Here is an 18,708-nt window from a genome sequence, read left to right as displayed (position 1 = left end):
CCGTTACCGCGCAGACACGCCCGGGCAGGTCAGAGCCGTTCCACCACCCAGTCGATGCATTGAGTGAGCGCGCTGACGTCGTCGGGTTCGACGGCGGGGAACATCCCGACGCGCAGTTGGTTGCGGCCGAGTTTGCGGTAGGGCTCGGTGTCGACGATGCCGTTGGCGCGCAGCGCCTTGGCGACCGCTGCGGCATCGACGGAGTCGGAGAAGTCGACGGTGCCGACCACCTGCGAGCGCAACTCCGGATCGGCGACGAACGGCGTTGCGAATTTCGACGCCTCCGCCCAGGAGTACAGCCGCTGCGACGAGTCCGCGGTGCGCTTGACGGCCCAATCCAGCCCGCCATTGCCCAGCAGCCAGTCGATCTGCTCGGCGAGCAGGATCAGCGTGGCGATGGCCGGGGTGTTGTAGGTCTGGTTCTTGGTGCTGTTGTCGATCGCAATAGGCAACGACAGGAAGTCGGGCACCCAGCGGCCCGAGCCCGCAATCGACTCGACGCGGGACAACGCCGCGGGGGACATGATCGCCACCCACAGCCCGCCGTCGCCCGCGAAGTTCTTCTGCGGTGCGAAGTAGTAGGCGTCGACGTCGGCGATGTCGACGGGCAGGCCGCCCGCCGCCGACGTCGCGTCGATCGCGATCAACGCGTCACCGGATCCCTCGGGCCGCTGCACGGGCACCGCAACCCCGGTCGAGGTTTCGTTGTGTGCCCACGCGATCACGTCGACGGACGGATCCGACTGCGGTTGCGGCGCGCTGCCCGGGTCGGCCTTGATGATGATCGGATCACCGACGAACGGGTTCTTGGCGACGCACGAGGCGAACTTCGAGCTGAACTCGCCATACGTCAGGTGCAGCGAGCGCTCGTCGATCAACCCGAACGCCGCGGCATCCCAGAACGCCGTCGAGCCGCCGTTGCCGAGGATGACCTCGTAACCCTCAGGGAGCGAGAACAATTGGCGCAGCCCATCGCGGACGCGACCGACGAGATTCTTGACGGGAGCCTGCCGATGCGAGGTACCGAACAGCTCGCCTGCTGCGGCGAGTGCCTGTAGCTGTTCCGGCCGCACCTTGGACGGGCCGCAGCCGAATCGTCCGTCGGCGGGTTTGAGATCGGCGGGAATCGTCAGTTCGGCCATGGGCTCAAGAGTAATGACCGGACCAACGCGCTTTCTGCCGGGAGGGTTGGCCGAAGCGGACGGTGACAAGGCGTTTGCTGTGAAGTTTGCTAATAATGTGCGAACACCCTGCCACTCGAGACTGGCGGTGACCATACTGTTACCTGATGGGTATGGAAAAAGCGACGGCGTTGCTATCCGCATGTGCCTCGGCCTTCACGGTCGCCGGTGCGATGCTCGCCGCCGCTCCGGCGCTAGCTGACGGCGGAGTCGGCAGCCTCCGTACCCCCATCGGCGCCGACCAGGGTGGGGCGGTGCTCAACCAGATCAACGCGACGCGCGCGGCGAACGGGTGTGGCCCTGTTGCCGCCAACCCGCAGCTGACCGTGTCCGCTGCCCGGCAGGCCGACGACATGCTCGAACACGGCGTGCAGGGCCACACGGGTTCGGACGGTTCTTCGCCGGCACAACGCGTCAAGGACGCCGGCTACGCGTCGTACGCGAACCTCGGCGAAATCGTGTTCTGGAGCACCGGCCCCGGCGGAAGCCCCGCCGCCGCGGTCACGTGGTGGATGAACAGTCCGGGGCACCGCGCCATCATCACCGACTGCGGATTCACCGACGCGGGGTTCTCGGCGGTCAGCAACGGCGACAAGTTCACTGTGGCCGGGGATTTCGGGAAGAAGTAGCTGCCGCCGGCCAGCCCCCTTCAACTGTGGCGCCCGTCACACCCGCTGTGCGCTGGGGCGACGCACCACACCGAACAACTGGGGCTGTTCAATATGCGATACCTGCGGTACCGTCGTTGGACATTAGGGCCCAAATGTAAACCTCATGGGAGACCTGGAAGGCTGAAAATGGCTCGCACGAAGCTGGTCCGCCGGTGGCGTCGCAACATGGACGTTAGCGACGACATCGAGTACGTCGACATGCTCACCACACTGTCCGAGGGGTCGGTGCGGCGAAACTTCAATCCGTACACGGACATCGACTGGGAGTCACCCGAGTTCGCGGTGTTCCCGAACGACCCGCGCTGGGTCCTGCCCGCGACCGATCCGCTGGGTCGCCACCCGTGGTATCAGGCACAGACGCTGGAACGGCAGATCGAGATCGGCATGTGGCGCCAGGCCAACGTCGCCAAGGTCGGTCTGCACTTCGAGTCGATCCTGATCCGCGGCCTGATGGAGTACTCGTTCTGGACGCCCAACGGCTCACCCGAGTACCGGTACTGCCTGCACGAGGCCGTCGAAGAGTGCAACCACACGATGATGTTCCAGGAGATGGTCAACCGCATCGGCGCCGACGTGCCGGGCATGCCGCGGCTGCTGAAGTGGGTGCAGCCGTTGATCCCGTTGGTGGCGGGGCCGCTGCCGATCCCGTTCTGGTTCGGCATCCTCGCCGGCGAGGAGCCCATCGACCACACGCAGAAAAACGTGCTGCGCGAAGGCAAGTCGCTGCATCCGATCATGGAGCGGGTGATGGCGATCCATGTGGCCGAGGAGGCTCGCCACATTTCGTTCGCCCATGAGTATCTGCGAAAGCGGATCCCGAAGCTGCCGCGCCGCAAGCGATTCTGGCTGTCGATCTATGTGCCGATCGTGATGCGGGTGCTGTGCTCGGCGATCATCGTCCCGCCGAGGGCGTTCTGGAAGGAATTCGACATCCCGCGCTCGGTGCGCAAGGAAGTGTTCTTCAAATCGCCGGAATCCCGTCAGATGTTGCGCGACATGTTCGGTGACGTCCGGATGCTCTGCCGCGACACCGGTCTGAACAATCCGATTGCCAGGCTGGTGTGGCGGATCTGCAGGATCGACGGCCGGCCCAGCCGCTACCGCAGCGAGCCGCAGCGGCAGCACGTGGTGGCAGTGGCCTAGGCGATATAGGAGCCTCATGCCCCACGTGATCACCCAGTCGTGCTGCAGCGACGGGTCTTGTGTCTACGCCTGCCCGGTGAACTGCATTCATCCGTCACCGGATGAGCCGGGCTTCGCGACCGCCGAGATGCTCTACATCGACCCGGCGGCGTGCGTCGACTGCGGCGCGTGTGTGAGCGCGTGCCCGGTCGGGGCTATCGCACCGGAGACCAAGCTGGAGCCCAGTCAGCTGCCGTTCATCGAGCTGAATGCGGCGTTCTACCCGAAGCGCGAAACCAAGCTGCCGCCGACGTCCAAGCTCGCACCGGTGCTCGAAGCGCCGTATGTCGAGCCTCGCGACGGCGGGCCGTTGACGGTGGCGATCGTCGGCTCCGGGCCCGCCGCGATGTATGCCGCCGATGAACTGCTCACGCAACAGGGCGTGCGGGTCAACGTCTTCGAACGGCTGCCGACGCCATACGGCTTGGTGCGCGCCGGGGTCGCTCCCGATCACCAGAGCACCAAGCGGGTGACGAAGCTGTTCGACAGGATCGCCGGACGGCGCGGGTTTCGGTTCTACCTCAACGTCGAGGTGGGATCGGACCTGACCCACGCCGAATTGCTCGAGCATCACCACGCCGTGCTCTACGCCGTCGGCGCGCCCAACGATCGCCGACTCGACATCCACGGCATGGGCCTGCCTGGCACGGGCACGGCAACCGAGGTGGTGGCATGGATCAACGGCCATCCCGAATACGCCGACCTGCCAATCGATTTGGGCCGTGATCGGGTGGTCATCGTCGGCAACGGCAACGTCGCTCTCGACGTCGCACGCATCCTGACCACCGATCCCGATGCGCTGGCCCGCACGGACATCGCCGAGTCCGCGCTGAGCGCGTTGCGGGCGTCGAAGGTCACCGAGGTCGTCATCGCGGCACGGCGTGGACCCCGTGATTCGGCGTTCACACTGCCGGAGTTGATCGGGTTGGCGTCGACGTGTGACGTGGTGCTGGACGCGGCCGACCACGACTTGGTGCTGCGCGATCTTGCCGAGGCATCGGATCCGTTGACCCGCAACAAGCTCGAGGTGCTCTCCAAGCTCGGCGATTCGTCCACCCCGGTGACGCGACCACGCATCCGACTCGCCTACCGGCTGACGCCGAGACGCATCCTGGGGGAGGAACGCACCGACGGCGTCGAGTTCACGGTGACGGGGACCGACGAAGTGCGCACACTCGCGGTGGGGCTGGTGCTGACGTCAATCGGCTACCGCGGCAAGCCTATTCGCGGGCTGCCGTTCGACGAAGCCACCGCGGTCGTGCCCAACGAAGGCGGCCGTGTCATCGGTGCGCCCGGCAGCTACGTCGCCGGCTGGATCAAACGCGGTCCGACCGGGTTCATCGGGACCAACAAGTCGTGCGCGGCGCAGACCGTGCACAACCTGGTCGCCGACTACAACCGCGGGCTGCTGTCCGACCCCGTTGGCACGTCGCTCGACAAGCTGGTGCGCAGCCGGCGGCCCGACGTTGTCGACGGCGCGGGATGGCAGGCCATCGACGCGGCGGAGATCGCCCGCGGCGGCGGACAACGGCCGCGTGACAAGTTCACCGCCGTCGCCGACATGCTTGCCGCGGCAGCAGTCGCACCCGCGCCCACTGTCCGGCAGCGGTTGCTCGCCGGCCTGCTGCGCTGAGCCATTCCAACCAACGGCGCCGCCGGCTTCAATCAAATTCCAACCCATCGTCTCTACGGTGTCCCCGCGGACGTGCTCGACGTCCACTGGACACCGACGAGGAGACACGATGCAGATGCAGCGCCGGCACATGGTCGCCGCATTCACCGCAGTTTGTTTGGCCGCAACGCTGTCGGCGTGCGGGGGTGGAAGCAAAGACAACGCTTCGGCCACCACAACGCACAGCTCGAGCAGCAGTGCGTCGGCGACGGCGACGTCGAGCAAGGCGGCGGCGCCGACCGGCAAGCTGCAACCCCGCGGACTGGACACGGTGGGCGCAGGCGCGGCCAACCCCACTATCGCCGACTACATCCGCGATCAGCACATCACCGAAACTCCGGTGCACGAAGGAGATCCGGGCGCTCCGCAGATCAACATCGAGCTGCCCGACGGCTGGGAGAGCGCGGGCGCAGACACCCCCGATTACGCCTACGGCGCGCTGGTCTACACCGGCCCGGAGGCCCAGGGCGCCAACTACACGCCGAACATCATCGCGCTGCTTTCCAAACTCGACGGCCCTGCCGATCCCGACAAACTGTTGCAGCTGGCGGGTGGTGAGATGAAGAACCTGCCGGGATTCGTTGCCGCCGGCGACGAGACGGCGACGGTGTCCGGGTTCCCGGCCTACCGGATTGCCGGCGAGTACGACCTGCAGGGCATCAAGGCCGCTTCCGGTCAGGAGACGGTGGTCATCCAAGGACCCGGCGGCCTCTACGTCCTGCAGATGAACGCGACCAGCAACGAAGACCAGAGCAAGCCGTTGTTCGATGCGCTCGAAGCCATCGACAAATCCATCAACATCACCACCTGACGGGCGGATAACACGATGTCCAGCGCCCCTCCGCACACGAAGGCCTATCTTTTGAAGAGCCGGGGCAACTCCTGGTGGGTCAATGTCGAACTGGAGCTCACGGATACGACGCTGCGCTGCGTCGCCTCCGAGTACTCCAAATGGGTCGACGAGGAACTCGGGCTGACCGACTACAAGGCAAGACTTTCCGCGGGTGAGCCGGTGGTGATCTTCGAATTCGACCGCGACCAACTCGCGATCAAGTGGCTGCGCCAGTTCTATCGCGGCGGTTTTCAGATCAGTCAAGGTGATTCGCGTCAGTGGCTGGTATCGCTGGTCTATCCAACCGGTTTCGGCAGTCTGCTCGACTTGATGACGGACCGCGCAGTGTGGCGGCAATGGCGCGAGGCGCTGCCCGAAGGCGCGGTCAAGAGCTGAGGCGGTTCACGCCGGCGTCAACGCGACCATTCGTTCGGCGATGAGCCGATCTTCGCCGTGTTCGCCGGTGGCATCGGCCAAACGTTGTGCCCGCCAGAGCAATTCGTGCGCGCCATCGAATCGTCCATGGTGGGCTTCGATGTCGGCCAGCAGGACAAGAAACGTCGGGTTCATCGCCACGGACCCGTCGCTGGTGAAGATCTCGAAGGCCTCGAACGCGACGGCAGGGTCGGCGTCGCCGGTATCGAGGGTTTGTGCCCAGACCCGGATGATCCTGGCGCACGCCGCCCACTGCTGGCCGCCTGCGGCGCAGAACTCACGGTCGACCTCGTCGGCCAGTGCTGCGGTACCCTCGACGACGCCGCGGATGGCCGCGCATTCTATGAATGTGAGCTTGGCGGCCAGGATGTTGAACACATCGCCTCTACTTTGCGCGAGTTCCCTTGCCAACCGGAGGTATTCGCTCATGGCATCGTCGTCGCCGCGCATTGCTTCTGCCAACGCCATCCAGCAGTACACGCGTGGATGAAAGAAGTGCAGCGGATCGGTGACCGTCTGCGGTGGTGGAAACGTGCTCATCATGTGGTTGCCCGTGGCGATGAGCGCCTCGGCGTCACCGCGTAGGGAGTAGACCATCGCGTGCGCGAAGTCGCTGGCGATACCGATGTCGGGGTCCCCCGATTTCTCGTACTGCTCGCGCAGCCCGGTGGCGATGACGAAGGTTTCCTCGATGCGTCCGTACGCGCACAGCATCATGCACTGAAGAGCCATCGCCCCGTAGAAGCTTCGGCCCTTGACCTCGCTGCCGATCTCGAATGCGCGCTGCACCGCATCGGAGGCGGCCTTGCTGGTCTGGCCTTCGAGGATGCCCTTCGCTCCGGCCAGGTGCAGCCACAGCGTGGCCTGCCGCTCCAGGTGTTCGGGTTTGGCCGGCAGCCTGTGGCAGACCTGCAGCGCGTGTTCGGCCAGCACCGCGATGTCGTCATACGCCGAGCGGTTCAGCGCTCGCTGGATGACGGTTTCGTGGATGTCCAGCGCTGTCTCGGCATTCAGCTCAGCGCCAGCCCGCCAGGCGTGATCCGCTGCGGCGATGCTGTCCTCGTACGCGGCGGTTGCGACGGCGGCCGCGCGGGTGGTCGCCACCGCGGCGTGGACGCTGGTGCGTTCGGTGGTGGCCAGCTGCGCGAGTAGCCCGTCGCGGACCAGACCGTGGCTGAACCGGTACGCCCCCGGACGCTCGACCGATTCGTCGAGGAGGCCGGTGTCGTAGGCAGGCCGCAGCCGGGTCTGGACGGCCGAAATCGACAGGTCGACGATGTCGGCGAGTTCGGCTACGTCGAACTCGGGGCCGACCACGGCGGCCGCGCTCAGCACACGTCGAGACGCGGTTTCGAGAACCCCCAGTCGCCGGCCGACCACCCCGACCACCGCCTCCGGCGGACCCGCCGTCGCGGTGTCGAGCGTCCTTGCGAGCTCCTTGATGTAGAACGGGTTGCCGCCGGACTGGCGCCACACCTCGTCCCGCACCGCCGCAGACGTTGGCTCGCCGACGATCGCGTCGACGAGACAGCCGGCGGCCTTGCGGTCGATACCGCGTAGCTGCACCGTGGCGATGTCGTTGGACTTGAGCAGACGCTCGAACGATTGCCTTTTCATCGGTCGGTCGGCACCGAAGTATGTCCAATTGCCGATGATCTGGATGGGCACGCGCGGGAACTCAGCGGCAAGCAATGCCAGCGTGTCAATCGACGCCTCGTCGGCCACCTGTAGGTCATCGAGAACGAGTAGCAACGGTTGAATCGACGAAAGTCTTTGCAGCGCAAGGACAATGCCTTCAATCAGGGCGAAGCCCGTAGCGGGCACGCCGACCGCAGAACCGATCTCGTCGGCGTGTCCCCACTCGGGAACCAGCGCGTCGACGACGCCGGGCGCGGCGCGCCGCACCTCCCGGCGGCCGGTCTCGCCGAGGGCGGTGCCAAGCTGCCGCAGCAGCTGGATCCACGTCCAGAGCCGTGGCAGCGTGACGTCGGTCGGGTGACCGGCCCACGCGACGGTGATGCCGTTCCCGTTGGCCTGGTCGGCGGCGGCCTGCGCCAGCGATGTCTTGCCGATCCCGCTCTCCCCGGTCATCAGCGTCATTCCGCCGATGCATTCCTTGGCTCTGCGCACGGCGGTCGTGACGGCACTCATCTCCGAATCCCGGCCGACGAAGGGCGTATGGGGTGCGTCGGGTTCGGGATGGATCCCCCCGCCGGGGGGCTCGGCCCGCAGGTCTGCCGAGCCGTCGGTGATCTTCTGGAAGAGGGTCTGCAGGCCTTCTCCGGGCCGCGTCCCGATCTCCCGGTCGAGGGTGGCGCGGGCGCGGTCGAACGCTCGCAGCGCGTCCGCCGTTCGGCCCGCCCGGTAGAGGGCCAGCATCAGATGTCCCCACAGCCGTTCCTGCAGCGGGTGCTGTGCCACCGCGGCCTCGATTTCGGGAATCAGGTCACGCGCGGCGCCGAGCATCAATTCGGCGTCGAATCGCGCTTCTATCGCGGTGGTCCGCAGTTCGGCGAACCGCAGCACGTCGGGGGCAGCGAAATCACGGAAGGCGAACTCGCCGAAGGGATCTCCGTGCCACAACGCAAGAGCTTGGTTGAGTGCGCCCGCCGCGCCTGCGGGGTCGTTGCGGATCAACGCGGCCCTGCCTGCCGAAACCAGCTCTTCGAACCGATGCAGATCGACGGAATCGTTCTGCAGCAGGTTCAGCTGGTAGCCGTAGGGGCGCGATTCGAGCCGTTGGCGTTGGCCGTCTCCGGTCGTGTTCAGGATCTTGCGCAGGTTGGCGACGTAGGAGCGCAACGACACCAACGCCTTCGCCGGCGGCTCCTCCTCCCACACGCAATCGATGAGCCTGTCATTGCCGACGACCGTGCCGTGATTGGCCAGCAGCACCGCCAAGACGCATCTCTGCTTGGGTCCGCCTAGCGGTGCGGTCGCACCTTCGACGCGGGCCTCCACAGCGCCCGACAGGTAATACTCGACCATCTCACCCGGCCCTCAGCGATGTTTCAGTTTGCTGAGACGATACATGCGGTCGGCGGATTCGGCTGGTCAGCCGATTTGCTGGGAGTCAGCCGTCAGAACGCTGTGTGCGCCAAGGCATCTCAACCGCGCAGGGTTCGCCCCTGCGCGTCGGGTACCTTGCCCGCGAGGATGAAAATGGCGTCGACCAGCGGCCAGATCCCGCCGATTCCGAGGGTCAGCCAAGTCACGGCCACCTGAGCGATTCCGATCGTGGTGTAGCCCAGGTAGAAGCGACCGACCCCGAAGCTGCCGAGGAAGATTCCAAGCAGCCCAGCGGTCAACTTGCTCTTGTCGGACAGCGGCCTGCCTGCGGCGTCAACCGCGTGCGCCGCTTGGGGAATTTGACCAGGAGCGTTCGCCTGGTGTGGTTGTGGCGTCGTCATGACGGCGATCATGCAGACCGGCGGTTGGAGTCCGGTTGGAGGCGGGATTGGACTGCGGCCAGGGGGCGGCCTGTTGTCTTTCGCAAAAACCCTCGCCCCGATGATTGCCGGCGTATACGAAGACAATGCGTTCATCGATGTACGTCGGTCGGGTTGGGGGATTGGCCGTAGCGCTGGGGGTCGGCGTTGCGGTCGCCACTGGATACGGGTGCGGACAGGCATGGGCGGACACGTCAGGTGCGCCAGGCGGTTCCTCCTCGGAGTCGGCGTCGACAACCACGTCGGACTCGACTGCCACCGAGCAGCCGAAGGGTTCGGATACCACGGCCTCACCGTCGCCTGAGTCGACAGCGTCGCAGACCCCGACCAGTGTCGTGGTCAGCACCGGGGGCGCCAACACGAGCGTGGAATCGAAGGACGACGAACCGGCGACGAAGCCGACGAAGAAGCCCAAACCCAAGGCGAAGGTGTCGGCGCCCACCGCCGAGGTCGACGGCGCCGAGGTGAAGGTCGATACCGCTTCGAAGGCCGCCGTCGACACCGACACCAGCGAGGTCGACAAGCCCGCCAGTTCCTTTGCAGCGCAGACGATGTCGGCGGCCACCGAACTGTCAACTGCCGCCATCGCGACACCGAACGTCGCGTCGCTGCGGCCATGGCCGACGGCTTACGACCCGGCCACCGTCGTCACCTATGTCGGCGGCCTGGTGTCAAGTGTGGTCAAGGCGGTGCTCGACCCGTTCGCCGCGGGCGCTCCGGCCGGGCCGGCCCAGCCGCCGACGGTGTGGACGCTGCTGGCGTGGGTGCGCCGTGAATTGTTCAACGGGACGCCGACCATCCACCCCGTGCTCAACCCGCAATCGAACGGGTTGGTCACCGGCAACCTCGGTGCTGTCGACCCCGACGGCGACCCACTGACGTACACGGTCGTCGGAACGCCGCACAACGGCGGAACCGTCGAAGTCGACCAGAACGGCAACTTCACCTACCGGCCGATGAACGCGATGCTCGCGGTCGGCGGCACCGATCAGTTCACGGTCGTGGTCAGCGACGAGTCGGCAGGTCTGCACGTGCACGGTCCGCTGGGATTGGCCAAATTCGTGCCGATCCTCGGCAGTTTCCTCAACCCCGGCGGCGGTGACGCGGTGGCGCAAACCGTCATCGTCAACATCGACCCGCAAGCCGGCGTCGACCTGTCCTTCCCGGCGAGTTTCCACTGGGGCGTCGCCCACGCAGGATTCCAGGCCGAGGGCGGCCCGGGCTCGCCCGTCGATCCGAACTCCGACTGGTACAAGTGGGTGCACGATCCGATCAATCAGCTGCTCGGGCTGACGCACGGCGTGCCCGAGAACGGGCCGGGCACATACGTCCAATACGACAGCGACGCGGGGCTGGCCCATGACGCCCTCGGCATGAACACCTTCCGGATGAGCATCGAATGGAGCCGGATCTTCCCGAATTCGACTGCATCCGTTGATATCTCGGATGAAGGCGGCGGCGTCAGTCAGGCGGATCTGCAAGCGTTGGACGCACTGGCCAACCCGGACGAGGTCCAGCACTATCGCGACGTGTTCACCTCGCTGCGGGCACACGATCTGGAACCGCTGATCACGGTCAACCACTTCACCCTGCCGAGCTGGGTGCATGACCCGACGACCACGCGACTGCTCGCCCAGCTCGGACTACCCGCGCAGGATGCGGGCTGGTTGTCGTCCGACACCCCAGTGGAATTCCAGAAGTACGCCGCGTACGTCGCGTGGAAGTACGGTGACCAGGTCGACAACTGGACGGTGCTCAACGAACCGGTGCCGCCGGTGCTGACCGAGTTCCTCGCAATCCCCACTTTGGTGCCGAGTTGGCCGCCAGGCCTGATCCGGCCGGACCTCGCGTCGACCTTCCTTGTCAACGAGGCCAAGGGCTACGTGGCGGCCTACGACGAAATGCACAAGTGGGACACCACCGTTGCGACGGCTGGCCAGCCCGCCGCGTTCGTCGGCTTCGCCAACAACATGATCCCCGCGCGCCCGGCCAACCCGGTCAATCAGAACGACGTGCAGGCCGCCGACGCGTGGAACGCCTTCTACAACCGGTGGTTCCCGAACGCGGTGATCAACGGCTGGGTCGACGCCAACCTCGACGGCATCCAGACCCCCGACGAGCTGCACCCCGACATGGCGAACAAGGTCGACTTCATGGGCGTGCAGTACTACGGGTCGCAGCCGATGCAGGGTTTCGGCGTCGCGCCGATACCCGGATTCCCTTGGCTGAAGGGACTTCCCGTACGCTGCGCGGCGTCCGAACCGACGTGCAGCGACTTCAACCAGCCCACCGATCCCGGCGGTTTCCGCGAGGTGCTCGACATCGCGGCGTCATACGGAAAGCCGTTGTGGGTCACGGAGAACGGTATCGCCGACGCCAACGACTCGAAGCGGCCGTCGTACATCGTCAACCACATCGCGGTGGTGCAGGACGAGATCGCGCACGGCATGGACATCCGCGGCTATACGTACTGGTCGTTCGTCGACAACCTCGAATGGGCCAACGGCTATGACCTCGAGTTCGGCCTCTATGGGTCCGACCCGACGACACCCGAGCTGGAACGAACCCCGAAGCCGGCCAGCATCTTCGCTATCAACCAGATCACCACGAACAACGGGTTGCCGCTGGCTCTGTTGGGGATGTACATCCCGGGCGTCGTCTAGGAGGCACCTGGCTTTGTCCGGCTCTCGGCGACAAAGTCGCTACGCGCGACAAAGTCGCCAAGAGCCGGGCAATTCACCACATATGCCCTAAAGCAGGGACCCGGGGGCGAGCTACTACCCCTGCTTCATCGCCTCCGCGATTTCCTCCGGGCTGACTTCGCGCACCGGCTGGCCCAGTGACCACTGGTGGCCGAACGGATCGCGGACGATGCCGTATCGGTCGCCCCAGAACTGGTCGTCCAGCGGGGCGACCACGGTGGCCCCTGCGTCGATCGCCTGCTGAAACTTCGACTCCACGTCGGTGACGGTGAGGTGGATGGTGACCGGGGTGCCGCCGAGCGCTGCGGGCGTCGACGACTTGCCGTCGTTGTACTCGGGGAAGTCGTCGTTGAGCATCACGGTGGAGCCGTTGATCTGTAGCGCGGCGTGCACCAGCTTTCCGTCGGGTCCTGGAACTCGGCCCAGCTCAACGGCATCGAACGCCTTGACATAGAAGTCGATCGCAGCGGCCGCGCCGTCGACGCACAAATGTGGGGACAGGGAGGGTTGTACTTCGATTGCCATGTTGCCCACCTAAGCACTGCCCACCGACAAGTGGGTGAACTCAGACGGTCGAGAACGACCGTGGCAACTCCTCGCGTCCCGTCAACGCCAGCAGCACCGTCGCGCCATGGCCTTCTGCTGCCGCGATCCGTGCCGCCAACACCGTCGCGTCTTCGAGCACCTCGTCGGGCGGCGTATACGAAATACCAACGGCCCGAGCAATATCCAGGCTGTGCACCGCCAGCTCGAACGTCCGTGTGGGCAAATACGTGTGTAGCCGGATTCCCGCCCCGCCGATCACCGTGATCAGCGGGTCACCTGCGCTGGCGAGCTCGTCGAGCACCCGCGCCACCAACGAGTCGACGGTGGCTGCCGGGTCCTCGCCCAGATCCCGGCCGGCTTGCCTTCCGCGCTCGACGACACCGTCGGGTGCGAGTCCGAGCGCGGCCGGATTCACCCTGGCGTAGTACTCCTGCGGGCTGTGGATGTCCTCGGTCGACGCGGGCTGCAGCAGATAGGTACTGACCGTGATCAGCGAGCGCGACGCGTGCCCGACCAGTGAGCGCAGTTCCCACTCGCCGAGGCCTGGTCCGTCCCAGCGGTCGGCAGGCAGGTCGTGTACCAGCGCGGCGAAACTGCGTGCCGCCGTGGCGAATATCCCGACCGGATCAGTCACGACTTGGCGACTTGGTCCCAACCCTCGACGGATTCGGGACTGCGCGGATCGGGTCCGACGTAGATGGCCGCGGGACGGACGAGCTTGCCGAGTCGCTTCTGCTCCAGGATGTGGGCACACCAGCCGGCGGTGCGGCCGCAGGTGAACATGGCGGGCATCATCTTCGTCGGTACCTGGGCGAAGTCCAGGATGACCGCGGCCCAGAACTCGACGTTGGTCTCGATGGCGCGGTCGGGCCTGCGCTCACGAAGTTCAGCCAACGCCGCCTGTTCCAACGCGGCCGCCACCTCGTAGCGGGGCGCCTCCAGTCGCTTGGCCGTGGCCCGCAACACCCGTGCCCGGGGATCCTCGGCACGGTAGACGCGGTGCCCGAAGCCCATCAACTTCTCTTTGCGGTCGAGGATGCCCTTGACGACCGCGCCTGCGTCACCGGTCTTTTCGGCCTCCTCGATCATCGGGATCACCCTGGCCGGGGCACCGCCGTGCAGCGGACCGCTCATCGCACCGATGGCTCCCGACAGCGCCGCTGCCACATCCGCCCCCGTCGACGCGATCACCCGCGCGGTGAACGTCGACGCGTTCATGCCGTGCTCGGCTGCAGTCACCCAGTAGGCGTCGATGGCCTCCACATGCCTGGGGTCCGGGTCGCCCTGCCACCGCGTCATGAATCGCTCTGTGACGGTGGAACATTGGTCGATGGTGCGCTGCGGGACGGCGGGCTGATAAATGCCGCGCGCGGACTGCGCGACGTATGACAGCGCCATCACCGACGCGCGCGCCAACTGGTCGCGCGCGGTCTGGTCGTCGATGTCCAGCAGCGGTGGGTAGCCCCAGATCGGTGCCAGCATGGCCAGCCCGGCCTGCACGTCGACGCGGACGTCGCCGCTGTGGATGGGCAGCGGGAACGGCTCGGCGGGCGGCAGGCTGTGGCCGAACTTGCCGTCGACCAGCAGCGCCCACACGTCGCCGAAGGTGATGTGGCCGTTGACCAGGTCCTCGATGTCGACGCCGCGATACCGCAGCGCGCCGCCGTCTTTGTCGGGCTCGGCGATCTCGGTGGTGAAGGCGACCACGCCCTCGAGCCCCTCGACGAAGTCTTCCGGTACCGCTGACGTCGTAGTCATGGCCAGATTCTTGCACTCGTTTCCCCGACCTTGTCTACCGGTCGGTAACAAGCCGGCGAACGGCGAAAGCGTAGCGTTGTCGCGTGGCCACACGTGATGAGGAATACCTGGCCAGAATGCGTGTCGAGTACGGCGCCCTCGAGAAGGACGGCAGCCCCGACCTCGACGCGGACTGGCTCGCCGATGGTTGGGTCGCGCTGCTGCGCAAGTGGCTGGCCGAAGCCGAGGACGCCGGCGTAGCGGAGCCCAACGCGATGGTCGTCGGAACGGTCGACGAGCGGGGAAGGCCCGTCACCCGGTCCGTGTTGTGCAAGAGCGTGGACGAATCCGGCATCTCCTTCTACACCAACTACGACTCCGCCAAGGGTGAGCAACTCGCGGCGACGCCGTACGCCTCGGCGACCTTCCCGTGGTATCTACTCGGCCGCCAGGTCCATGTGCGGGGCCCGGTGACCAAGGTGTCCGCCGAGGCGACTGCCGCGTACTGGCGCAACCGGCCGCGCGGCTCGCAGTTGGGCGCGTGGGCGTCGCAGCAGTCAAAACCGATTGCCTCGCGAGCGGCGCTGCTGGAACAGTTGGCCGACGTGACGCAGCGATTCGCCGACTATGCAGAGGTGCCCGTGCCACCGAACTGGGGCGGCTATCTCATCGCACCCGAGGTCGTGGAGTTCTGGCAGGGCCGGGAAAACCGGGTGCACAACAGGATTCGGGTCGTCACCGATACCGAGCTGCCGGCGGCGGTGCAAACCCGTATCGAGCGGCTCCAGCCGTAGTGCGGAAGTTCTTCGCCGACACCACCCCGCTGAGAACACCGGACTTCCGGCGGCTGTGGCTGTCCGGGATCGTCACGGTCATCGGCGGCAACCTGACCATCTTCGCTGTGCCCGTGCAGCTTTACGCCCTCACGCAGAACTCCGCCTACGTCGGGCTGTCCGGGTTGTTCGCGTTGGTTCCGCTGATCGTGTTCGGGCTTCTCGGCGGGGCGTGGGCCGACGCGATGGACCGCCGCAAGCTGTTGATCATCGCCTCGATCGGGCTCGCGCTTTCGTCGGTGCTGCTGTGGATGCAGGCCGCGCTGTCGCTGAACAACGTCTGGGTGGTGCTGTCGCTGCTGTCGGTGCAGCAGGCGTTCTATGCGATCAACAGCCCGACCCGGTCGGCGGCGATTCCCCGCATGATTCCCGGCGACCAGTTGGCCGCCGCCAACTCACTGAACTTCACGGTTTTCCAGTTCGGCGCGATCGTCGGTCCGCTGCTGGCAGGCGTGATGCTGCACTGGGTCGACCTGTCCACGCTGTATCTGATCGACGCGATCACGTGCGTCGCGCCGATCTGGGCGACGTTTCGGCTCGCGCCGATGCCACCGACCAACGGCGCAAACGGCACGTCGGGCTACGGGTTCAAAGCGGTCCTTGACGGCTTCCGCTACCTGGCGGGCAACCAGGTGGTGCTGATGTCATTCGTCGTCGACCTGATCGCGATGATCCTCGGCATGCCCCGGGCGTTGTTCCCGCAAATGGCGCATGAGAGCTTCGGAGGACCGGTCGAGGGCGGCACCACGATGGCGCTGCTGGCTGCAGCGATGTCGGCAGGCGCGGTCGCCGGCGGGGTTTTCTCCGGCTGGTTCCCCCGCATTCAGCGCCAGGGCCTGGCCGTGGTCGTCTCGATCGTGGTGTGGGGCGCGGCGATGATCGGGTTCGGTGTTGCCGGTGGATTCGCCCACGGCCATACCGGGGCGTTGCTCTGGATTGCGTTGGCGTTCTTGGCTATTGGTGGTGCGGCCGACATGGTGTCGGCGGCGTTCCGTTCGACGATTCTGCAGCAGGTGGCGTCCGACGATCTGCGGGGCCGACTGCAAGGCGTCTTCACCGTGGTCGTCGCGGGCGGGCCACGGTTGGCCGACGCGGTGCACGGCGCAGCAGCCGCGGTGGTGGGCACGACGGTCGCAGCGGCCGGTGGCGGCGGGCTGGTGGTGGTTGGCGTACTGATCGCCGCGGCGGCGGTTCCGGCATTTGTCCGCTATCGGGTGACCGAGGGCGACAAAGTCTGACCAGCGTCAACTGTCTGGCTTTGCCACTTTCTGAGTCAATACACACTCAGCGGAGTTAGCATGCCCTACGTGGCTGATGTCAGGGGGGAGCCGGCCCTCGGTCTGCGGGAACGCAAGAAGCAGCGCACCCGTGCAACCCTGCTCGATGCCGCCGTCGAACTGTGCGAAAGGCAGGGCTTCGAGCGCACCACGGTCGATCAGATCGCCGCGATCGCCGAGGTCTCGCCGCGCACGTTCAGCCGCTACTTCGCCACAAAGGACGCCATCGCTTTCGCCCTCATCGACGACGCGATCGACCTCGCCGCACTCGAACTGGCCCGCCAACCCCCTGAGTTGAACCACTTCGAGGCGCTGCGCCGGTCATACATTTCGATGTACTCGGCCACGAAGACCGCTCCGGTCGGGTCGTTGTCCGAGGACCGAATGATGTGCATCGTCCGGATCATCATGACCTCGCCGAGCCTCAAGCAAGCCGCCCTCGAGTACCGTCCCCATGCCGTCAATGTCGAGTTGGCCAAGCGGATGGGCGTCGAACTCGGCCACCGGCGGTTGAGGCTGATCTCCGCGATGTGGGGGTCGATCATCATGACTGCGCTCGGCGATCTCTCCGAACCGGGCGTCGACTGGCAGAACGAGAACGTCGACGGCGTCATCTCTCGGCTGGAGGCGACGTTCGACGAGTTCATGGGCGAAATTCAAGACGCCGCGCAGCCCGCCTAGCGAACAGCCCGACCCCACGCGGGCACGACTGCTGGAATGGGACTACCTTTTGTAGGACAGACTTCCGTATTGCCGGCAGCGACGAAGGGATTCCCGTGGCCGATAACTCCTCCAGTGGTGGCGAGCACGCAAGCCTGACGTACCCGGGTGGCGAGCTTGATTTGGACATCGTCAGCGCCACCGAGGGGGCCGACGGAATCGCGCTGGGTTCGCTGTTGGCCAAGAGCGGCTACACCACGTTCGACGAAGGCTTCGTCAACACCGCCTCCACCAAGAGCGCCATCACCTACATCGACGGTGAAGCAGGCATCCTGCGCTACCGCGGGTACCCGATCGAGCAGCTGGCAGAGAAGTCGAACTTCATCGAGGTCAGCTACCTGCTGATCTACGGCGAGCTGCCCACCAAGGACCAGCTGGAGAAGTTCACCACCCAGATCCAGCGGCACACGTTGCTGCACGAAGACCTCAAGCGGTTCTTCGACGGCTTCCCGCGCAACGCGCACCCGATGCCGGTGGTGTCCAGTGCGGTGAACGCGTTGAGCGCCTACTACCAGGATTCGCTGGACCCGTTCGATGACGAGCAGGTCGAGTTGTCCACGATCCGGCTGCTGGCCAAGTTGCCGACCATCGCGGCGTATGCGTACAAGAAGTCGGTCGGCCAGCCGTTCCTCTACCCGGACAACTCGCTGAGCCTGGTGGAGAACTTCCTGCGGATGACGTTCGGCTTCCCCGCCGAGCCGTACGAGGTGGACCCGGAAGTCGTTCGCGCGCTTGACTTGTTGTTGATCCTGCACGCCGATCACGAGCAGAACTGCTCGACGTCGACGGTGCGGTTGGTCGGCTCGTCGCAGGCGAACCTGTTCACGTCGATCTCCGGTGGCATCAATGCGCTGTGGGGCCCGCTGCACGGCGGCGCCAACCAGGCCGTGTTGGAGATGCTCGAGAAGATCCGCCAGTCCGAAGGCGATGTGCAGGATTTCGTCAAGAGGGTCAAGAACAAGGAAGACGGCGTCAAGCTGATGGGCTTCGGCCACCGGGTCTACAAGAACTACGACCCGCGGGCGCGCATCGTCAAGGAACAGGCCGACAAGATTCTCGGCAAGCTCGGCGGCGACGACGAACTACTGGACATCGCCAAGGCTCTCGAAGAGGTCGCGCTGACCGACGACTACTTCGTCGAGCGCAAGCTCTACCCGAACGTCGACTTCTACACCGGCGTGATCTATCGCGCGATGGGCTTCCCGACGCGGATGTTCACGGTGCTGTTCTCGGTCGGCCGACTGCCGGGCTGGATCGCGCACTGGCGTGAGATGCACGAGGACGGCAGCGGCAAGATCGGGCGTCCCCGCCAGATCTACACGGGTTACACCGAGCGCGACTACCAGGACCTCGGCGCCCGCTAGCTCTCACGGCGGTGAGCGACCATGTTTGTACGGCGACGCGCCGTTGATGGTTGGCAATTTGAGGTCGCTCGTCGCCCTGCGACGCATTTCACGACATCGGCGTTTGC

At 65.9% G+C, this 18,708-nt stretch carries 16 protein-coding genes; 10 read left to right on the top strand and 6 right to left on the bottom strand.

The window, feature by feature from the left end; all coding sequences use genetic code 11:
• Positions 1-29: 29 nt before the first annotated feature.
• Positions 30-1,142, bottom strand: coding sequence for a phosphoserine transaminase (gene serC / locus GGC64_RS18715; protein ID WP_192724060.1), 1,113 nt, complete (start codon positions 1,140-1,142; stop codon positions 30-32).
• Between the two features lie 146 nt (positions 1,143-1,288).
• Between serC and GGC64_RS18710 the strand changes: the two genes are divergently transcribed.
• From GGC64_RS18710 to GGC64_RS18690, 5 genes are all read left to right on the top strand, one after another.
• Positions 1,289-1,810: a CAP domain-containing protein gene (locus GGC64_RS18710; RefSeq protein ID WP_225952090.1), complete on the top strand. Its 522-nt coding sequence runs from the start codon at positions 1,289-1,291 to the stop codon at positions 1,808-1,810.
• A 168-nt stretch (positions 1,811-1,978) separates the two neighbouring features.
• On the top strand, positions 1,979-2,995 hold the full coding sequence (locus GGC64_RS18705; protein ID WP_192724059.1) for a diiron oxygenase: 1,017 nt from the start codon (positions 1,979-1,981) through the stop codon (positions 2,993-2,995).
• Positions 2,996-3,011: 16 nt separating this feature from the next.
• Positions 3,012-4,667 (top strand): FAD-dependent oxidoreductase, encoded by a 1,656-nt coding sequence (locus tag GGC64_RS18700; RefSeq protein WP_192724058.1) that lies wholly within the window; start codon positions 3,012-3,014, stop codon positions 4,665-4,667.
• 109 nt (positions 4,668-4,776) lie between these two features.
• Positions 4,777-5,517, top strand: a complete 741-nt coding sequence (locus GGC64_RS18695; RefSeq protein ID WP_192724057.1) for an LpqN/LpqT family lipoprotein — start codon at positions 4,777-4,779, stop codon at positions 5,515-5,517.
• 15 nt (positions 5,518-5,532) lie between these two features.
• Complete coding sequence (locus GGC64_RS18690) at positions 5,533-5,934, top strand: hypothetical protein (protein ID WP_192724056.1); 402 nt, start codon at positions 5,533-5,535, stop codon at positions 5,932-5,934.
• Positions 5,935-5,940: 6 nt separating this feature from the next.
• Here the strand turns inward: GGC64_RS18690 and GGC64_RS18685 are convergent, their stop codons facing one another.
• Both GGC64_RS18685 and GGC64_RS34750 read right to left on the bottom strand, forming a co-directional pair.
• Positions 5,941-8,961, bottom strand: coding sequence for an AfsR/SARP family transcriptional regulator (locus tag GGC64_RS18685; RefSeq protein WP_192724055.1), 3,021 nt, complete (start codon positions 8,959-8,961; stop codon positions 5,941-5,943).
• Between the two features lie 119 nt (positions 8,962-9,080).
• Positions 9,081-9,383: a TM2 domain-containing protein gene (locus GGC64_RS34750; protein ID WP_369434774.1), complete on the bottom strand. Its 303-nt coding sequence runs from the start codon at positions 9,381-9,383 to the stop codon at positions 9,081-9,083.
• Between the two features lie 125 nt (positions 9,384-9,508).
• Here GGC64_RS34750 and GGC64_RS18675 point away from each other — a divergent pair, with 125 nt between their 5' ends.
• Entirely contained in the window at positions 9,509-12,085 is a 2,577-nt protein-coding gene (locus GGC64_RS18675) for a family 1 glycosylhydrolase (RefSeq protein WP_192724053.1), read from the top strand.
• Between the two features lie 114 nt (positions 12,086-12,199).
• Here GGC64_RS18675 and GGC64_RS18670 read toward each other — a convergent pair whose 3' ends face one another.
• The 3 genes from GGC64_RS18670 to GGC64_RS18660 are packed head-to-tail and all read right to left on the bottom strand — an operon-like array spanning position 12,200 to position 14,428.
• Positions 12,200-12,649, bottom strand: a complete 450-nt coding sequence (locus GGC64_RS18670) for a VOC family protein (protein ID WP_192724052.1) — start codon at positions 12,647-12,649, stop codon at positions 12,200-12,202.
• A gap of 40 nt (positions 12,650-12,689) precedes the next feature.
• The gene (locus GGC64_RS18665; protein WP_192724051.1) at positions 12,690-13,304 is read right to left on the bottom strand and encodes a maleylpyruvate isomerase N-terminal domain-containing protein; all 615 of its coding nucleotides are present in this window, start codon (positions 13,302-13,304) and stop codon (positions 12,690-12,692) included.
• Positions 13,301-14,428 (bottom strand): citrate synthase 2, encoded by a 1,128-nt coding sequence (locus tag GGC64_RS18660; RefSeq protein ID WP_192724050.1) that lies wholly within the window; start codon positions 14,426-14,428, stop codon positions 13,301-13,303. Before GGC64_RS18660 ends, GGC64_RS18665 begins: the two co-directional genes overlap by 4 nt.
• Before the next feature lie 116 nt (positions 14,429-14,544).
• Between GGC64_RS18660 and pdxH the strand changes: the two genes are divergently transcribed.
• The 4 genes from pdxH to GGC64_RS18640 all read left to right on the top strand — a co-directional run bounded on the left by pdxH (position 14,545) and on the right by GGC64_RS18640 (position 18,601).
• On the top strand, positions 14,545-15,201 hold the full coding sequence (gene pdxH, locus GGC64_RS18655) for a pyridoxamine 5'-phosphate oxidase (RefSeq protein WP_192725170.1): 657 nt from the start codon (positions 14,545-14,547) through the stop codon (positions 15,199-15,201).
• On the top strand, positions 15,201-16,478 hold the full coding sequence (locus GGC64_RS18650; protein ID WP_192724049.1) for an MFS transporter: 1,278 nt from the start codon (positions 15,201-15,203) through the stop codon (positions 16,476-16,478). The genes pdxH and GGC64_RS18650 overlap by 1 nt, the downstream gene beginning before the upstream one ends.
• Before the next feature lie 60 nt (positions 16,479-16,538).
• On the top strand, positions 16,539-17,198 hold the full coding sequence (locus GGC64_RS18645) for a TetR family transcriptional regulator (protein ID WP_192724048.1): 660 nt from the start codon (positions 16,539-16,541) through the stop codon (positions 17,196-17,198).
• Positions 17,199-17,293: 95 nt separating this feature from the next.
• Positions 17,294-18,601 carry a citrate synthase gene (locus GGC64_RS18640; RefSeq protein ID WP_192724047.1) on the top strand — a complete coding sequence of 436 codons (1,308 nt, stop codon included), beginning with the start codon at positions 17,294-17,296 and terminating at the stop codon, positions 18,599-18,601.
• Positions 18,602-18,708: the final 107 nt, after the last annotated feature.

It is taken from the genome of Mycobacterium sp. OAS707 (assembly GCF_014873705.1).
In the GTDB taxonomy this organism is placed as follows: domain Bacteria; phylum Actinomycetota; class Actinomycetes; order Mycobacteriales; family Mycobacteriaceae; genus Mycobacterium.
The sequence above is the reverse complement of the archived record's forward strand: the minus strand, read 5'-3'. Positions and strand labels throughout refer to the sequence as shown.